Here is a 16,455-nt window from a genome sequence, read left to right on the forward strand (position 1 = left end):
GCTCATCCCCTCGCGCTGACGAAGCTCCGCATCTTGCCGGGATTGAGCAGGCCATGCGGGTCGGTCTCATGCTTGAACCCGAGCTGATCCGCGTCGGCGCGCTTGTAGCGGCTGCCGTCCTCGATGGTGAAGACGTGCGGATTGGCGATGAAGACGCCGCGATCCTCGTGCAGCCGTATGATCTCGTTCAGGCGGTCGGCATCGCTGTATCGTATCACCGGGAGGCTGCTGCAGGTGAGGCGTCCGCCAAAGCGAATGAACTCGAGATGCTGCATCACCTCATCCGGAAACAGCTCGCGGATCTCAGCGACCTTTTCCAAGACACGGTCATGCGGGTAGAGGCACTGCAGGTAAGTCACGGAACGATCGCTCTTCAGGACCTGGAGCGTGGTGTGATTCCAGCAATATTCGTAGAGCGGCACGCGGCTCGGGCTCTCGTCGGTCGGCATCTCGAGCGTGATCGTGCCTCGACCGCCGAGAAGTGACGTGAAACTTTCGAGGGAGGGTTCGGCGATCATGGCCATGAGCACGCTTTTGCCCTGGGGACAGTACGGCTTCAACGCACCGAAATAGGAGGGCAACGGCCAGGTAATCGGCGAGAGAACCTTCTTCACGATCCCGTCGGCGAGGGCAGCCTCGTAGCCGAATGCTGCGGCCTCGATGAAATCGTCGAAGGCGACCACGACATCGATCCAGTTCCACGCAGGCGCGAGCGGCATTTCTAGCGCCGTGATGATGCCGGTCGTGCCATAGGCGCGGTTGATCTTCTGTGCCGCGTCCCCGCGCAGTTCAATCACACGCGGCTCCTCCTCCAGGGTCACAATCCGCGCCGCCAGAATGTTGCCCGGCTCCCGCAAGCCGCCATAGGAGACGGAACCGATCCCTCCCGATCCACCCGCGACAAAGCCGCCGATCGTCGCCATGCGCTTCGTCGATGGATGCAACCGCAGCTCCCATCCCTCGGGCTGCGCAGCCGCATCGATCGCGCTCATCTTGGCGCCCGCGCCGACTCGGACGCTGCCGCGCTTGATCCACTCGATGCCGTCGAGACCCGAGATATCGAGGAGCACACCGCCTTCAAGCGGCACGGCCTGTCCGTAATTGCCGGTGCCGCCTCCGCGCACGGTGAGCGGTACGCGATGGCGGGCGCAAACGGATGCGATCCGAACGACATCATCCTCGTTACGCGGCAGCACCATCAGGTCGGCAGTCTTGCCATCGAGCTGCGCCTTCAGGATGGGACTATACCAGAAGAAATCGCGCGAGCGCCGGCGCACGACGTTCCGCTCGGTGACGACTGGAATGTCGCCGAAATCTGCAACCAGCCGGTCAAGTGCGTCCACTGCGAGAGCGGTCACGATCGGCCTCCCCTCTGAGCATGCTGGGCGAGCCCGGCCGCGATCGCTTCTGACCCGACGACGAAGCCAAAGCACTGGTTAACATTGTAGATGGTGGCGGCCATGCAGTAGTCGGGCGATGTCGTGGCGGCGCAATCCTCCAAGAGAAGGCAATCATAGCCGCGGAAATTCGCATCCTGAAGCGTGCAGAGCACGCATTGATCGGCGTTCACGCCTGCGAACATCAGCGTGGTCACGCCGAGATTGCGCAGGATGCTGTCGAGCTCGGTGTCCTGAAAACCTGACATCCGATACTTCGCGACGTGGATGTCGGTCGGTTCGACCGCAAGCTCGTCGACAATGGCCGCTGACCAGCTGCCCCGCTCCAGCACCTTCGCGCCCGAGCCTGGCAGCGGGTCACCCAGACCAATGCCGACGCCCGTGGGATTGTACACGTGCAGCAGTGACGGACTGAGATTGAGCCGGTCGGGCCGATTGCCCCAGTTGAGCCAGATGATCGGCACCGACGAGCTGCGCAGGATCGGGAGCAGCCGGCGCAAGGATTCAATCGGCCGACGCGCTGGCGTGACGTCAATTCCGATATGCGCCAGCCACCCCCCGGGATGGCAAAAGTCGTTCTGCATGTCGACGATGATGATGGCGGTCCGCGCGAGGTCGAGCGTAACCAGTTTGCCATGGGCCTGCACCGTCATCGGGCGCGGCAGCACCACTTGCCGCACCAGATTTGCGTGCGCCTCGGAAACCATCCAGCTGTTCAATCCGCTTGATCCGAGCGGCAACAAGCGCTCGTCCTGCGCGGCCGGATCAGCTGCTACCGCGCCCATCGGTCAGGACCCTTGCAGAACGCGGATGTCCTCGGCGTCGAGCTCCACCGGCTCGCCGCTGCGGATCAACTCGGAAAAGCCCTCGTTGGGAGTCATCACCGTGAGCGTATAGAGCTTGCCGGGGCCCGTGTTCTCGATGACGTGCTCGGAGCCGGGATGCAACAGGAGCGAGTCTCCCTTCTTGATCGGCAAGGTCTTGCCGTCGCAGCGCGCGATACCCACGCCGTGCAGCACATGAAAGAATTCATGCGCGGCGGCATGCTCGTTGGGCGGCGTCGCGCCGCCGGGCCTGAATATCTCGATGACGAAGATGTTTCCGATCCGGTCCGTCACCTGATCGAACAGGACAGCAAAATAGTTGGTGTCCTTCGACGAGATGCGGAAAGCTTTCGCGTACGTGAGTTCGGCGACGCTGAACGCCATATGATGAATTCCTTGAAGGCAGTACGCTTCTCGTCAGCATGGATGTTGCATGCCCGAACGTCACTTCAAAGCGCTTAGATTCGACAGGCCCGTTGCCTTTTCGGCAACGAGACTGCATCTTGCGAACTTCATGGGGGCAAGGATGCTTCACAGCCGGCTACTGAACTATATCGACGAGGTTGCCCGCACGGGCTCGATCCGCAAGGCGGCGGATCGTCTGAACGTCGCGGCGTCCGCGATCAGCCGTCAGATCCTGGCGCTTGAAACCCAGCTGGGAACGCCGATCTTCCAGCGCCTCCCCAAGAAGCTGATCCTCACGGCCGCGGGGGAAGTTCTGATCGGACATGTCCGCCAGACGCTGAAGGAGTTGACCCGTACACAAGTGAAGATCGAGGAGTTGAAGGGCCTGCGCCGGGGTGAGATCACGGTGGCAATGATGAGCGGCCTGGCCTCGAATCTCGTCCCGACCACGGTGATGGAATTTCGAGTTGCCAATCCGCGGGTCAAGCTCAACCTGACACTGTACAATACGGGAGCGGAGATTCAGCTCGCCGTTGCCAATGGTGAAGCGGATCTCGGCATCGGATTCGACTTCGGCAAGGACAGCAATCTGAAAGTCTTGGCACGCGGCGTCGGGCGGCTCGGCGCGGTCATGGCACCCAATCATCCCCTGGCAAAGCGAACTAGCGTCCGCCTCAGTGATTGCACCGATTACCCGCTGGTCATCGCCGACAGCACCAGCGCGATCCGTCCCTATCTGGACACGGCCTTCGCCCGTGTCGCGATCGATCTGCATCCGGCCATCGAGACCAACTCGATCGAGATCATGCGGCACGCGGTCATTTTGAACGACGGCATTACTTTCCTGACGCCGTTTGACGTCGAGTCAGAGCGGCGCGCCGGCCGGCTTGCCTATGTGACCATACGGGAGCTCTCCCAAGACGCGCAGGCGCTGATGCTGATCGGCCATACGCGTGGGACCAGCGCCATCGCAAGCGTATTGGCGGAGATGCTGAAGGCGATGATCCGGGACGTTGCCGGCTGAGGCATGGTTAAAACGGAAGCTTGATCATCGCTATCCGCAGCGGCTGCGTTGCCAAAAGGGCAACAGAACAGACGAAATTAAGCACTTTTCATGTCGCTGCCGATATCTGACATTGATCAGCGCCACGCTGGTCTTTCGAACTCGGCGCGTGAGAGCACGATCGTGTGCATGCCGGCAGCCAAAACGGAAAGCGACTGAGATGAAGCTGAAATCGCATTGGTGGTGGGACCTCTCCGCCGAGGACTTCCGTCTCCTCGACATGGAGAGGATCGTCGCTGTACTCCCGGTGGGCGCCGTCGAGCAACACGGACCGCATCTGCCGGTCCGCGTCGACACCGCCATCCTCGACGGCATCGTGCAGCACGCAGTTGCACGGATGGCCGACGACTTCCCGGCCCTGATCCTGCCGACCATGTCCATCGGGAAATCGAACGAGCATTCGGCGTTCCCCGGCACGTTGACGCTATCGGCGGAAACTCTCGGACGCCTCTGGTACGAGGTCTGCGAAAGCGTTCACAGAACTGGGGTCCGCAAGGTCATCTTCGTCAATTCGCATGGAGGACAGCCGCAGATCATGGAGATCGTCTGCCGCGAGCTCCGTGTCAGGTTGGGAATGCTTGCCGTCTCCTCGCAATGGTCGCGCTTCACGGACATGTCCGACCTTTTCACCCCGACCGAACGCAAGCACGGAATCCATGCGGGTGAAATCGAGACCAGCGCGATGCTTTATCTCCATCCCAATCTTGTCGACATGACCCTTGCCGAGGATTTCCGGTCCCTGTCCCAAACCCTGGAGACGGAATGCGAAATCCTGATGCCGGAGAGCCATGCGGTCGGATTCGGCTGGCAGATGCAGGACATCAATCCCAAGGGAGCATGCGGCAATGCCAGTCTAGCAGACGATAAGCGTGGTCAGGCGGCAATTGACCGTGCAGCTGATCGCTTGATCAAGCTCATCTCCGAGGTCGACAAGTATCCGCTCTCTCGCATCAGAGCGACATCGGACGTTGCGCCGTAGACCACGCAGCGGGTCCATGGCATCCGGCCTTTCGCATGCACGAATTCACTTCGATTGAGATCTGAGCAGATGTCAGCAGAGTCCTTCCGGCTACCCGTCCTTCCGCCCGCGATTGAAACGATGACATTGAAGGACGGAACGCGGCTCGATGCGGACGTCTATCGCCCGGCGGCGCCTGGGCCCTACCCAGTTCTGCTTCAGCGTCAAGCCTACAGCAGGCGCATTGCGTGCAGCATCTGCTACGCGCATCCGGCATGGTACGCCTCGCACGGCTATATCATCGTGGTGCAGGATGTCAGGGGGCGCGGCACATCGGAGGGGACATTCCGCCCTGGTGAAACCGAAGTCGAGGACGGCGCCGCGACGGTTGAATGGGCAGCGCGTCTTGATGGTTCGAACGGCGACGTCGCGATGTATGGCTTCTCCTACCAGGCCTACAACCAGCTATTGGCGGCTGCGGGAGACTGCCCCTCCCTGAAAGCCCTCGCGCCAGCCATGGGACCTTGGAATCCCGCGCATTGGGCCTATGAGAACGGCGCCCTGCAAATGAAGCACATGATCGGCTGGGGCATTCAGATCACGGCCGAAGCCGCACGGCGCGCGGGCGACAACGATGCCTTCAGCGCGCTGCAGGCGGCGGGAAGCAACTTGCCGCTTAATGGGGCCATCGCGGCGATGCCCCAGCTGCTTCAGAAATACCGGCACTATTCGCACGTCATGGACTGGCTCGAAACGCCGCCCGATTCGCCCTATTGGGACAGCATCTCACCGGTAACATATGTCGAGGCCATTCGCGCCCGCCGACTTCCAATGCTGTTTGTCGGCGGTTGGTTCGACCCTTTTCTGCCGGCCACGATCGAATCCTTCCGGGCCCTTGCAAGCAGCAACGAGGAAACGCGGCTCATTGTCGGCCCCTGGATCCATTTTCCGTGGACCCGCAAGGTGGGCGCGGTCGACTTCGGTCCGGAAGCGCAACGCAACGTTGACGTCGATCACATCCGGTTCTTTGACCATGTTCTCAAGGCTGTACCGAATGATGCGGAACACCAAAGGGTCGAGCTGTTCGACATGGGGCTGAAGGCATGGCGACAATACCAGGCTCTGCGTGATGACACGTTGTCATTCTTTCTGGGTGGAACGGGTCGCGCAGCGACGGACGTTGAGGACGGTAGTCTCGGTCTTCGGCCAAACCCGGAGGATGACGTCGAGCATATCGTGCATGATCCCTGGCGACCCGCGCCGACGGTCGGAGGCTACTATGGCGTTCCGACAGGGCCGGTCGATCGCCGGGTCACCGATGAACGCGGCGACGTTCTGACCTTCACAACACAAGCTCTTGAAGACGCGATCGAGGTGGTCGGCGAACCCGAAGTCGAGCTCGAGCTGAGCTGCGACCATCCGAGCTTTGATCTCTGCTGCATCCTTTCACTCATCACTTCTGACGGAAGGGTTCTTCAGATCTCAAGCGGATACGCGCATTATCGTGTCGCGACCGCTGGCCGATACGAGCTGAAGCTGGCCACTACGTGCACGACGCTCAGGAGGGGTGAACGGTTGCGTCTCTCCATCGCGGGCGCGGACTACCCAGCGTACCCCGTAAATCCGGGGACAGGCGAAGATCCGGTGAGCACCCCAAAGACGCATGCTGTCGTGACCACGATTGCGGTCCATCACGGCCCATCGCGGCCATCGCTTCTGCGCCTGCCTGTTGGGGGCGCCTTTGAAATCGGCTCCGACGGACTCTAGTTGCTTGTCTCTTGAGGACTCCCAGCACCCCAGACTTGCTTACGGCAAGCAGGACGCGAATGTCGAAGCCTCCAGCCTGCGGACCTTGCACCGATCTGAGTTGAAAAACACAGCGACAGATTCTCGTGTTGAAACGATCGCCAGTGGAATGCCCATGACAAAGAACGAGGGCCGACGGCCCTTGCAGTTTGGAAGAACAGACTCGCGCAGTATCCGGGCGCCGTCATGACATGGTCGGCATGACGAACTCCGACGTGAAGCGGGTGCAGTGGCACCAATGGTTCACCGCGAATGGCTTGGAAGCACCTGCGCTTCACGGCATGAGATTCGACCGGAGCTTTGTCTGGTCGAGCCTTACCGAAAGCACCTGAGCGCCCGGTATTCGCTAGCGCTTGCGCCAATCCGCGGCGACGTTTGATCTCTTAGTGCACACATCGTGCACACGGCGCCTTCTAACTGATTGAAAAACTTGAACTCTCCGTCCAATCCATCAAGGGTGCTACAGCAAAGCGTCTCTCTAACATCCTGTTTTCAGTCATTTTTGTAGTTCAAGTCGGTCCAACCGATTTTTGGGCCAGCAAATGATCGGGACCATAGAACTAACGTATTTTTCTTTCTTTTCAACTGATTAAAGCAATCCCGGCTTCTTCACGTATTTCGCCTTCGTCGATTCTTCCTCGAAGCCAGTACTGCATTGCAGTACTGGCTGTGCGCGTGCAGTCTCGCGTTGCTGCACGCTGCCAGCGGCGACTTCGACCACTGCCGTCTCGGTAGCGTCGCACAAGCGAAAGCCTATCAAGTCAGAGCCGACTGCCTTGATCGAAGCGACGAGGTTGGTCATCGCGACCTTTTCGTCCAGGTAGGTCGGCGTGACGATGAATATCCCCTCCGCATCCCGGAGCGCTTCGTCCAAGCGATGCCTGATCGAAATAGTCGGCGCGACATATCTGCGCATCCGGGAACTGCTGCACGAGATTGCTCGTCGTTGCCGGATTGCTCGAGATCGACCGCAACTTCACGTGCGGAGCCTTGAAGCGCACAAACCTCGCAAGCGGATTTCCGATGTGCGCGTTCGCCCCGAACACGGCAATGGTGTTCGGAATCGGCTTGGTATCGAATCTCATGTCCACCCTTTCAATTGGATGCTGACTAGCTGCGTTCAGCGCGCCTCGGTGGCGGGCACGTTGGGGACGCTGCTGAACTCGATATTTTCCAGTCGCCCGTTTCGCCGTTCGACGCGCCTGATGTAGATGGTTTGCACGATGTCCCGCGATCTATCGATCTCGATCGGACCGCGCGGGCTGTCGAGCTTGAAACATTTCAGGAGTTCGGCGGTTTTTTCCGCATCCAGCCGGCCATTTTGGGCCTCGGCAAGCTTGTAGATCGCAGCCATTGTGTCGTAGGCGGCCACCGCGGCAAAACTGACGCGCTGCTTTCCGCCGGTCAAAACTTCAAAATCGCGAACGAACGCCTTGTTCAATTCGCTGTCGTGCGCTGCGGAGTAGTGCGAGGCCGTGACCATGCCGAGCGCATCGATCGACACCTCGTCGGTTTCACCGGTTCCAATGATCTTGATGCCTGAAGCCGCAAGGCCGGCCTCGTTGAACGCCTTCAGGAACAGAACCGGCAAATCGCCGCCACCGGACGGCAGGAAGATGAAACCCGCATCCGGCGGCCGTGGTCGGGTGCGCTATTGCGGAGGCTACGGCGAGGTCGGAGGTCGTGGATACCGGAGCCGTTCCAACGACTTCCAGCGTCGCCGGATTGAAAACCGGATAGGTGGTGGAGCCACGCACATGCTTGCCTCCGCTGAGGTTAGGAACATCCTGGATGCGTGGCTCGACATTGGAGCAATCTGACCGACGCTCCGATCGACACAGTCATTGGCTATTCGAATTTTGCTGCCGCCAGGGAGCTGACCCTGATGCTTGCATCGCGCGGCCATCAGCGTATCGCGCACGTGACTGTCAAGCGCGATCTAAATGATCGCATCGGAGATCGATTGACAGGTTATCGTGCTGCGTGCAACGGCCGAGAGAATACTCAGCCTGCGCTGGTGATCGAATGTGAGAACAGCTTTTCAGGCGGAGCGGATGCCGTCGCTTGGGCGCTGGAATCCTCCGATGCCATCGGTGCCCTGTTTTTTTGCGACCGACGTGATGGCGGTCGGAGGTCTTCTCGAATGTCAGCGGCGCGGCATCGCAGTACCCAAGCAATTGGCGATTGCAGGATTCGACGATCTGCCGATCGCATCATCCGTTATCCCCACTCTAACCACCGTTCAGGTCGATCGCGTCGGCATGGGGCGAAAGATTGCGAACGTGCTACTGCAACGAATCAATGGAGAGCCTTCTCCATCAAACAGGATAGACGTTGGGTCCCGGATTAGGGAGCGCGACAGCACTCTCAAGCCGAGGCTTGTCTAACGTCGTCGTATCATAGGCGCTGCCTGGCTAGGAACGGTCGCCAGTTCGCGGGCCGCTGACATGCACAGGTCAGATCCAAGCTTCGCAACAAGCGATGCTGACGTTTGCTCGATTGAATGTAGCGCAGCTCTCAGTCAGGAGCTCCGAAGCAGTACTTCAGCTAACGAATTGAAGCTTTGATGTCGGTTAGAACGACGACGCCAGCGTTACACGCCAGGCTCGCGGTTCGCCCGGATGCACATGACGGTCGGCGATGCCGCCGATCGGCTCACCCGGTAGACGCGATAGATAGTAATATTCGACCTGGTTGGTCTGGGCGCCGAACAGGTTGAGCACGTCCAGCTGCAATCGCGCACCATTGTCAAATCGGTAGCCTGCGCGCGCATTGAAGATCAGCGAGGAAGCCGAACGTACGCTATCGTCCTCAATCAATGGACGGGGGCCGAAATAGCGCGCCTTCAGCGCGCCGAACCAGCCTATTTCACGACCGACGATGATGCTGCCGCTGGCGATCCAGGCCGGGGCACCAGGAATGCGGTCGCCCGTGGGATCGAGATCGCTGAAGCGCGCGCGGGTATAGGCAAGATCAAGGTCGAAGGTCAGCCAGGGCGCGGGCTTGTAACTATTGGTCCACTCCACTCCGACACGTCGGCTTGGCCGGCTGGGTTCGGTCGTTCCGGCATCGCCGACGAACAGGAGTTCAGAGTCGAAGTCGAGCACAAACACTGCGACCGAGCTGGTAAGGCCATCGATGGCCCTGGTGCGGATACCCAGCTCGGCGCCACGCGAGCGCACCAGGAGCGGAACACGATCGAGCGAGCTTACCTTATCGCGGGGATCAACGCTGATGGTGGCGCCGCGGATATCATTGCTGTGCAGGCCGTAGCCGGCATTGCCGTAGAATTCGGTCTTGAACCAGGGTCCAAACACGATGCCAGCTTTCGGACTCATCATCGACGCTTGGGCGTTACCAGAATTCTGCGGCGTGTCGCTGAGAACGCGTCCGGCAAAGATGTCCTCGCGAATTCCAACAGTGGTCCGCAACCAGTCGGCCCAGCGCGTGGTGCTATCCATCCAGATGCCGACGCTTCCTTCCTCCACGCGGTCCGCGCGTACGGTGGAAAGCCATGCGCGCTGCTCGGTCCCAAATAGGCCGACCTGGATATGGTCGTGGCGGCCCTGCCCGCCAAAACGGGTCTGTGTTTCGAACCCACCGAAACGCCAGTCGAATGCATGCCGCGCATCGAAGCCGCCGAGTGTGCGACGATCGAGTTGGCTGAATTGGTCGCCGTTCAGCGGATCATCGAGGACATAGGTGAAGTTGTTGAAGAGCTGTAGCTCAGAACGGACGACATAGGCGCTGATATTGCTTTGACCGTACTCGCCTGAACGAGCCCAACTGCCGGAGAGACTGAAGCGGCTGGAGGTGCCGCCGTCGGTCGGATCGAGCGAGCCGAAGCGGCCGATGACACCCAGATCGACGGCGCGCTGCGCGATCTGATCAGTCGAATTCCAGCCGTTGGAGTAGGCCATTCCAGTGAACGTGAATCCGTCGGTCGCGATACCCTGACTATAGCGCAAGACGCTGTTGATCTTCCGCACCTTGTCCGGCACGTCCCAGGGACCGCCGTATTTGCTGCTCTCGGCAGCGGCGAGCAGTGTACCGTCGCCCACCGCGGTGGAACCCGCCACCAGCGCTCGGCGATACCCAAAATCACCAAAGGTCATCTCCGCGATGTTTTTCGGCAGCTTGCTCATGTAGTCGATGCTGACCGCGCCAGCGGACGCGAAATCGCCGACGTCCGAGAAGTATGGACCTTTGCGGATGCCAACCGACTGGATCAGCTCGGGGATCAGGAAATTGATGTCGGCGTAGCCCTGCCCGTGTCCGTGCGTTGGCATGTTGACAGGCATGCCGTCGACACTGATCGCGAGGTCCGTACCGTGATCCAGATTGAAGCCCCGCAGAAAATATTGATTGGCTTTGCCTTCGCCGGAATGCTGCGTGACGATCAGTCCAGGAACGACCTCCAGCGCCTCGCCTGGCCGCGAGAACGGAATGGCATTCACCTGCTCACCGCTCACAAGCAAGGCGCTCGCGGCGGCGGACTGAAGAGCTCCCACGGGGCTTGACGATGCACCCCGCATGCCCCCGCGAGTGCCTTCACTGCCTGTTTGCGGCTGATTCGGCGGCACAATATTCCTGGTTCGCGATGCCCTATTTTGCGCCGCTTTTGCCCCGACAGTCCGCCTGCGCGGCGCGACATCCGGCGACGTCACCGTGACCGGAGGAAGCTGCATTGGCTGAGCCACCGCAAGCTCTTGCGCCGCCGAGGGCACTGCCGGACCGGTTAGGGCAACGAAAGCTGCCGAGCAGACCAATCGCCGCAGGAATTGCTTCGTCCGGTCACTTCTCACAATGCCACTCTGACGCACCTCTAGAACAGCAGTGCATAGAGACCGACAGAGCTCGCAAACACGAATAGCTCCACTCATGCCGGGCCAAAGCGGATGCCGCCTAGGTTGTCGCGTAATTGTAAGCGATTGCCGTGGTATAGACAGTCAGAGCCCCCAGACCGATTGTAACAGCGCCAACGACACCTTGGATCGCGCGGTTGGTCCACGTCAGCCACCGGGCCGAGATTGCCAGCGGCACGGCGATGATGATCGAAAGGCAGCCCATTCCAAACATCGACCCGATGCCGAACAGCCCGACGTACAGCATTCCGTAAACGGGATTGCTGATTTGCGATACCGCGAGCACCAGCAACGCGGCCGAACCGGCAATCCCATGGACAAGCCCCACCAGCAACGAACGCCAGCGAAACCCGTGGTCATGGGTATGCGCGCGTTGCTGATCTATCGATCTTTCATTCCGATGGCTATGAACGTGAGTGTGCTTTGTTCCGTCGAAATGTCCGTGGCGATGAAAATGAACGCGATCACGCCATAGCTTCCAGAGAACATTGATGCCCAGACCGATCAACATCACGCCAACGGCAGTTTCGAGCGGTAGCGCAAGGCTTTCGGGGATCGCGTGGCCTAGCAGGATGGCGACACCAGCGAAGACGAAAAGGGCGAGCGTATGTCCGAATCCCCAGGTCAGCCCATGCCTGACGATATCGCCGACATTGGTACGCCGGGCTGCGATGCTGGAGACTGCAGCGATATGATCCGCTTCCAGCGCATGTTGCATGCCGAGCAGGAATCCCAGCCCCAAAATCCCGAACATCTGCGCCTCCGCGGTCTGTGGCAGACATACCCCGTTGCATATCGGGGAACAGCCGGCCGTTCGCACAACAATCAACGTTCGCGCAGATCGCGTATATCCATCTGCGATAGAGAAGCGTCAGAGCAGAACATTGAAGCGAGGACCTAGTCGGCGCAATCAATGCTCTAGGCGAACACAGCCTCGCCTGCCTTGCTCAATTCACGGCGCAACCAGTCGTACCAATCGGCAAGTCCCTCGCCGGTTCGCGCTGAAAGCTGAAACACCGCGATGTCCGGGTTAACAGTCCGCGCATTAGTCACCGCCCGCGAGACATCAAAGTCGACATGCGGCAGCAGATCGAGTTTATTCAAAATCATGATCTCTGCAGCACGGAACATGTGGGGATATTTCAGCGGCTTGTCTTCGCCCTCGGTCACCGAGAGGATCACAACCTTCGCGCGCTCTCCGAGGTCGAACATCGAAGGACACACCAGATTGCCGACATTCTCGATCATCACCACTGATCCCGCCCCGGGTTGCAGCTCGCGCAACCCGCGGGCAACCATGTCGGCCTCGAGATGGCACCCCGTGCCGGTGTTGACTTGCACCGCCGGTGCTCCTGCGGCCCGAATTCGCTCACCGTCATTGGCGGTCGCTTGATCGCCCTCGACCACGTAGATCTTTAGCTCGGCAGACAGGTCGCGAATCGTGTGCTCCAGCAGCGTCGTTTTGCCCGAACCCGGCGAGCTGACCAGATTGAGCGCGAGGATTTCGCGACCCGCAAACCATGCCCGGTTTTTGGCCGCCAGCGCATCATTCCTTGCGAGGATCCGTGTCTCCAGCTCGATCACGCTGCCCCCAGCGTGATCGTGTCGATGCTCCACGCTGTGATCATCGTGGGCTGCATGACTATGGCTATGACGTGTGCCATCGGCGTGAACATGATCGTGGAGATGATGATGGTCGTGGAGACCGTCATGGGGGTGGTGGTGATCGTGACTATGCATGACACCATCGCCCAGCAAATGTTCATGTTTCAGGTGCTGCGCATGCTCATGGCTATGATCATCGTGATGGGAATGGCCGCTCATATCGATTTCCTTCCCGGTCTGAAGATTTAGGACTGTGGCGCCTCGCTTGTCTCCGCATCCGCAATGACCACACATCAAGCGACCTCCTCTTCCAGTTCCATGCTCTTGATGTTCAATTCTTCGCCCTGCAATCGCGTCAGCCGACGCGAACCGCAGCTACACGCGCTGAACAGAGTCCGGGTGACGAACTCCAGTCCACAAGAATCGCAGCGGGCGCGTCCCTCGATCCTCCTGATCTCCAGCGTTGCGCCTTCCAGCATCGTCCCCCGGGCAACCGTCTCGAAGCAGAAGGCGATCGCGTCCGGCATCACGCCGGACAATTCGCCAACATCAAGATTGACGCGGCGAACCCGACGGCCCTTGGCGGCGTCGCCAACGATCGCGATAACGTTGCGAGTAATACCTAGTTCGTGCATGAGCAGCCTCAGCAAATCCGCGGCAATTGCTCGCCCACCAACATGTCGACGATCCGCTGTCCGCCAAACACGGTGCGCATGGTGACACGCCCTGGCTCTCCCCGTTTGACCCTGCCGACGACTGCGGCCCCCGCGCCCAGCGGGTGAGCCCGCATGGCTGAGAGTGCGGCATCGGCCTGTTCGGGAGGCGTGATCACCACAATCTTCCCCTCATTTGCGAGATAAAGCGGATCAAGGCCAAGTATTTCGCAAAAGGCCTTCACCTCCTCGCGAATAGGAGTGGCGCGTTCGTCGATCTCAATCGCAACCTGGGAGGCTTCGGCGATCTCGTTGAGTACTGTCGCCAATCCACCGCGCGTCGCATCGCGCATGAATCTAACTTCGGGTGCCGCCTCTAAAAGTCTTTCGATCAGGCCATGAAGGCAGGCGCAATCGCTTTCGATCGTCGAATCAAGCGCCATGTCCCCGCGCGCGCACAAAATCGCTGCGCCGTGGTCACCGAGCAAACCATTGACCATCACCACATCGCCTGGCCTGGCGTTGCCGACTTCGAGTTCGAGGTTTCTGCGGATCACGCCGATCCCCGTGGTGGTGATGAACAGCTTGTCGCACGCGCCACGTTGCACCACCTTGGTGTCGCCGGTGGAGATGACAACGCCGGCTGCTTGGGCGGTCATTGCCATCGAGCGCGCAACTTGGCGCAAGAGCTCGATGCTCGTCCCCTCCTCGATGATCACTGCACACGATAAATATAGCGGCTTCGCTCCCCCGACCGCGAGGTCGTTGACCGTTCCGCAAACCGCAAGTTCTCCAATATCGCCGCCGGGGAAGAATAACGGATCAACTACAAAGGAGTCCGTCGTGAAAGCGAGCCGGTCTCCATAGCCAGCCAGTTCGGCCAGGCTGAACCGAGCCTGGTCTTCTAGGGGCGCGAGCGAACGATTGTCGAAAGCCGCGACGAACACGTCGTCGATCAGATCCTTCATTGCCTTGCCTCCACCACCGTGGGCAAGCGTGACCTTATCGACACTGACTTTGCCGAGCTTCCGAGCGTGAATGAACGGCGCGACGTTCATACTGCCTCCTTGTAGCTCTTCTGGCCGCCATATTGGTAATAGGCTGCACAGGCGCCCTCGGACGAAACCATCAACGACCCGAGCGGCATCTCCGGCGTACACGCCGAGCCGAATACCTTGCACTGCCACGGCTTGATAACGCCCTTGAGCACCTCGCCGCACTGGCACGACTTCGGATCGGCGATCTTTAAGTTGGGGATGGCGAACTTTCGCTCAGCGTCGTAGCCAGCATACTTTTCGCGTAGCTTAACACCGGAGTGGTCGATGGAGCCAAGCCCGCGCCATTCGAAGAACTCACGCAGTTCGTAGACGCGTGAGACCGCTTGCAGCGCGGCTGCATTTCCGCCATTCGGAACGATGCGGGCATACTGATTTTCAACCTCGCTGCGGCCATCCTTGATCTGCTTCAACACCATCCAGATGGACTGAAGGATATCGAGCGGCTCAAAACCGGCCACCACCATCGGCTTTCGGTAGAAATTGGCGATGAATTCGTAGGGAGTTGTGCCGATCACCATTGAGACGTGACCGGGTCCAAGGAAGCCATCGAGCTGGAGGCCCGGGCTGTCCAGGATGGCCTTGATTGTGGGAACAATGGTGATGTGATTGCAGAACACCGAGAAGTTGGTAATTTCCTCGGCTTCTGCCTGCAGGACGGTCAACGCCGTCGATGGCATCGTGGTCTCGAACCCGAGCCCGAAGAAAACGACCTCGCGATCCCTGTTCTTGCGGGCAAGCGCCAGCGCATCCATCGGCGAATAGACCATCCGAACGTCGGCACCATCGGCCTTCGCCTGCAGCAGGCTCTTCTTCGAACCCGGAACCCGCATGGCGTCGCCGAAAGTTGCAAAGATGACGCCAGGGTTCTCTGCAATCGACACGCAATCATTCACGCGTCCCATAGGCAACACGCAAACCGGGCAGCCCGGTCCATGGATCAGTTCGATCTCCTTGGGCAACATGCCCTCGAGGCCGTAGCGGAAGATTGAATGCGTGTGACCGCCACAGACCTCCATGATATAAATTGGCCTGTCGGGCGGCAGCGTCATGGTTGAGACCAGCGCTTCGATTTCCCGGACCAGGAAGCCAGCCTTTTCAGAATCGCGAAATTCATCGACATATTTCATGCTGCCGCCCCTTTCGTGGTGGCTGATCCGCGGTCGTCCGCCAGTAGCGTGTGCACGAGATCCCACAAGATATGATAGGCCGCCACGTGACATTCCTGGACGCGGTGGATGGATGTCGTTGGCACCACTAGGCAGAAGTCGACCAGACCTGACGATTTCATCTTGCCGCCGTCGCCGCCCGCAAGGCCGATCGTGACGATGCCAATCTCCCTGGCTTTGGCGAACGCGGCCATCAGATTGGTAGAATTGCCGCTGGTGGAAATGCCAACCAACGCGTCACCGGCTTTTCCCTGCGCCAACAGCTGACGGACAAAGACGTGCTCGAAGCCGAGATCGTTGCCAACGGCGGAGATCATTGCGAGGTCCGCAACGAGATTGGTCGCGGCGAGCGCCGGCCGCCCTGCAGTGATGGGATGAACAAATTCCACGGCCACATGGGAAGCATCGCAGCTTGACCCGCCATTGCCCATCGAGAACAGCCGGCCGCCCCGCCGGTAGACGTGGGCTAGAGCCTTGGCGGCGGCAACCAGAACCGGCCCCTGCTCGTCGAAGAAGCGGGAGTTGGTCTCGCGGGAGTCGCGAGCTTTCTCATTGACCGAATGCAGGAGCGCCGCGTCTAACCGCGCCGGTGACTGAGGTTGTCCGTGCAAAAACGGGTAAAGTGCCGTGAGATCGCTCTCGTTGGACATGGTGA

17 protein-coding genes and 1 pseudogene are annotated in these 16,455 nt (G+C 59.9%); 6 read left to right on the forward strand and 12 right to left on the reverse strand.

Translation table 11 applies throughout. The annotated features are described in order from the left end of the window. Positions 1–2: 2 nt before the first annotated feature. The 3 genes from AC0L21_RS03075 to AC0L21_RS03085 are packed head-to-tail and all read right to left on the reverse strand — an operon-like array spanning position 3 to position 2,605. On the reverse strand, positions 3–1,358 hold the full coding sequence (locus AC0L21_RS03075) for an FAD-binding oxidoreductase (protein WP_473257930.1): 1,356 nt from the start codon (positions 1,356–1,358) through the stop codon (positions 3–5). Then, entirely contained in the window at positions 1,355–2,182 is an 828-nt protein-coding gene (locus AC0L21_RS03080) for a cysteine hydrolase family protein (protein ID WP_473257934.1), read from the reverse strand. Before AC0L21_RS03080 ends, AC0L21_RS03075 begins: the two co-directional genes overlap by 4 nt. Before the next feature lie 3 nt (positions 2,183–2,185). After that, the gene (locus AC0L21_RS03085) at positions 2,186–2,605 is read right to left on the reverse strand and encodes a cupin domain-containing protein (protein WP_473257937.1); all 420 of its coding nucleotides are present in this window, start codon (positions 2,603–2,605) and stop codon (positions 2,186–2,188) included. Between the two features lie 142 nt (positions 2,606–2,747). On the opposite strand from AC0L21_RS03085, the gene AC0L21_RS03090 reads away from it, so the two are divergent. From AC0L21_RS03090 to AC0L21_RS03105, 4 genes and pseudogenes are all read left to right on the forward strand, one after another. After that, entirely contained in the window at positions 2,748–3,650 is a 903-nt protein-coding gene (locus tag AC0L21_RS03090; RefSeq protein WP_473257940.1) for a LysR family transcriptional regulator, read from the forward strand. A gap of 199 nt (positions 3,651–3,849) precedes the next feature. Further along, complete coding sequence (locus AC0L21_RS03095) at positions 3,850–4,668, forward strand: creatininase family protein (RefSeq protein WP_473258373.1); 819 nt, start codon at positions 3,850–3,852, stop codon at positions 4,666–4,668. 120 nt (positions 4,669–4,788) lie between these two features. After that, the gene (locus AC0L21_RS03100) at positions 4,789–6,414 is read left to right on the forward strand and encodes a CocE/NonD family hydrolase (protein ID WP_473257943.1); all 1,626 of its coding nucleotides are present in this window, start codon (positions 4,789–4,791) and stop codon (positions 6,412–6,414) included. Between the two features lie 239 nt (positions 6,415–6,653). Then, a pseudogene (locus tag AC0L21_RS03105) lies at positions 6,654–6,758 on the forward strand (LysR substrate-binding domain-containing protein); the annotation flags it as partial. 284 nt (positions 6,759–7,042) lie between these two features. On the opposite strand, the gene AC0L21_RS03110 reads toward AC0L21_RS03105, so the two are convergent. Beyond that, positions 7,043–7,369 carry a hypothetical protein gene (locus tag AC0L21_RS03110; protein ID WP_473257947.1) on the reverse strand — a complete coding sequence of 109 codons (327 nt, stop codon included), beginning with the start codon at positions 7,367–7,369 and terminating at the stop codon, positions 7,043–7,045. A gap of 204 nt (positions 7,370–7,573) precedes the next feature. Beyond that, the gene (locus AC0L21_RS03115; protein ID WP_473257949.1) at positions 7,574–8,044 is read right to left on the reverse strand and encodes an ABC transporter substrate-binding protein; all 471 of its coding nucleotides are present in this window, start codon (positions 8,042–8,044) and stop codon (positions 7,574–7,576) included. A gap of 529 nt (positions 8,045–8,573) precedes the next feature. On the opposite strand from AC0L21_RS03115, the gene AC0L21_RS03120 reads away from it, so the two are divergent. Further along, positions 8,574–8,840: a substrate-binding domain-containing protein gene (locus AC0L21_RS03120; RefSeq protein WP_473258376.1), complete on the forward strand. Its 267-nt coding sequence runs from the start codon at positions 8,574–8,576 to the stop codon at positions 8,838–8,840. A gap of 186 nt (positions 8,841–9,026) precedes the next feature. Here AC0L21_RS03120 and AC0L21_RS03125 read toward each other — a convergent pair whose 3' ends face one another. The 3 genes from AC0L21_RS03125 to hypB all read right to left on the reverse strand — a co-directional run bounded on the left by AC0L21_RS03125 (position 9,027) and on the right by hypB (position 12,902). After that, positions 9,027–11,141: a TonB-dependent receptor gene (locus AC0L21_RS03125; protein WP_473258378.1), complete on the reverse strand. Its 2,115-nt coding sequence runs from the start codon at positions 11,139–11,141 to the stop codon at positions 9,027–9,029. Positions 11,142–11,358: 217 nt separating this feature from the next. Further along, the gene (locus tag AC0L21_RS03130; protein WP_473257951.1) at positions 11,359–12,072 is read right to left on the reverse strand and encodes a HoxN/HupN/NixA family nickel/cobalt transporter; all 714 of its coding nucleotides are present in this window, start codon (positions 12,070–12,072) and stop codon (positions 11,359–11,361) included. A 164-nt stretch (positions 12,073–12,236) separates the two neighbouring features. After that, a complete protein-coding gene (gene hypB / locus AC0L21_RS03135; protein WP_473257953.1) occupies positions 12,237–12,902 on the reverse strand; it encodes a hydrogenase nickel incorporation protein HypB in 666 nt (221 codons plus the stop codon). 24 nt (positions 12,903–12,926) lie between these two features. Between hypB and AC0L21_RS03140 the strand changes: the two genes are divergently transcribed. After that, the gene (locus AC0L21_RS03140; RefSeq protein ID WP_473257955.1) at positions 12,927–13,172 is read left to right on the forward strand and encodes a hypothetical protein; all 246 of its coding nucleotides are present in this window, start codon (positions 12,927–12,929) and stop codon (positions 13,170–13,172) included. 44 nt (positions 13,173–13,216) lie between these two features. Here AC0L21_RS03140 and AC0L21_RS03145 read toward each other — a convergent pair whose 3' ends face one another. The 4 genes from AC0L21_RS03145 to AC0L21_RS03160 are packed head-to-tail and all read right to left on the reverse strand — an operon-like array spanning position 13,217 to position 16,450. Further along, positions 13,217–13,573, reverse strand: coding sequence for a hydrogenase maturation nickel metallochaperone HypA/HybF (locus AC0L21_RS03145; protein WP_473257958.1), 357 nt, complete (start codon positions 13,571–13,573; stop codon positions 13,217–13,219). After that, positions 13,567–14,634 (reverse strand): hydrogenase expression/formation protein HypE, encoded by a 1,068-nt coding sequence (hypE, locus tag AC0L21_RS03150; RefSeq protein ID WP_473257961.1) that lies wholly within the window; start codon positions 14,632–14,634, stop codon positions 13,567–13,569. The genes AC0L21_RS03145 and hypE overlap by 7 nt, the downstream gene beginning before the upstream one ends. Continuing rightward, positions 14,631–15,761, reverse strand: a complete 1,131-nt coding sequence (gene hypD, locus AC0L21_RS03155) for a hydrogenase formation protein HypD (protein ID WP_473257963.1) — start codon at positions 15,759–15,761, stop codon at positions 14,631–14,633. The genes hypE and hypD overlap by 4 nt, the downstream gene beginning before the upstream one ends. Beyond that, positions 15,758–16,450 carry a D-sedoheptulose-7-phosphate isomerase gene (locus AC0L21_RS03160; protein WP_473257967.1) on the reverse strand — a complete coding sequence of 231 codons (693 nt, stop codon included), beginning with the start codon at positions 16,448–16,450 and terminating at the stop codon, positions 15,758–15,760. The genes hypD and AC0L21_RS03160 overlap by 4 nt, the downstream gene beginning before the upstream one ends. Positions 16,451–16,455 lie beyond the last annotated feature (5 nt).

Source organism: Bradyrhizobium sp. WSM4873 (assembly GCF_055811355.1).

Excerpts from the sequence above, each read along its gene's own strand:
- AC0L21_RS03080 (WP_473257934.1), bottom strand. The coding sequence starts at position 2,182 with ATGGGCGCGGTAGCAGCTGATCCGGCCGCGCAGGACGAGCGCTTGTTG.
- AC0L21_RS03085 (WP_473257937.1), bottom strand. The coding sequence starts at position 2,605 with ATGGCGTTCAGCGTCGCCGAACTCACGTACGCGAAAGCTTTCCGCATC.
- AC0L21_RS03090 (WP_473257940.1), top strand. The coding sequence starts at position 2,748 with ATGCTTCACAGCCGGCTACTGAACTATATCGACGAGGTTGCCCGCACG.
- AC0L21_RS03095 (WP_473258373.1), top strand. The coding sequence starts at position 3,850 with ATGAAGCTGAAATCGCATTGGTGGTGGGACCTCTCCGCCGAGGACTTC.
- AC0L21_RS03100 (WP_473257943.1), top strand. The coding sequence starts at position 4,789 with ATGACATTGAAGGACGGAACGCGGCTCGATGCGGACGTCTATCGCCCG.
- AC0L21_RS03110 (WP_473257947.1), bottom strand. The coding sequence starts at position 7,369 with ATGCGCAGATATGTCGCGCCGACTATTTCGATCAGGCATCGCTTGGAC.
- AC0L21_RS03120 (WP_473258376.1), top strand. The coding sequence starts at position 8,574 with ATGGCGGTCGGAGGTCTTCTCGAATGTCAGCGGCGCGGCATCGCAGTA.
- AC0L21_RS03125 (WP_473258378.1), bottom strand. The coding sequence starts at position 11,141 with ATGCAGCTTCCTCCGGTCACGGTGACGTCGCCGGATGTCGCGCCGCGC.
- AC0L21_RS03130 (WP_473257951.1), bottom strand. The coding sequence starts at position 12,072 with ATGTTCGGGATTTTGGGGCTGGGATTCCTGCTCGGCATGCAACATGCG.
- AC0L21_RS03140 (WP_473257955.1), top strand. The coding sequence starts at position 12,927 with ATGCTCCACGCTGTGATCATCGTGGGCTGCATGACTATGGCTATGACG.
- hypE (WP_473257961.1), bottom strand. The coding sequence starts at position 14,634 with ATGAACGTCGCGCCGTTCATTCACGCTCGGAAGCTCGGCAAAGTCAGT.
- hypD (WP_473257963.1), bottom strand. The coding sequence starts at position 15,761 with ATGAAATATGTCGATGAATTTCGCGATTCTGAAAAGGCTGGCTTCCTG.
- AC0L21_RS03160 (WP_473257967.1), bottom strand. The coding sequence starts at position 16,450 with ATGTCCAACGAGAGCGATCTCACGGCACTTTACCCGTTTTTGCACGGA.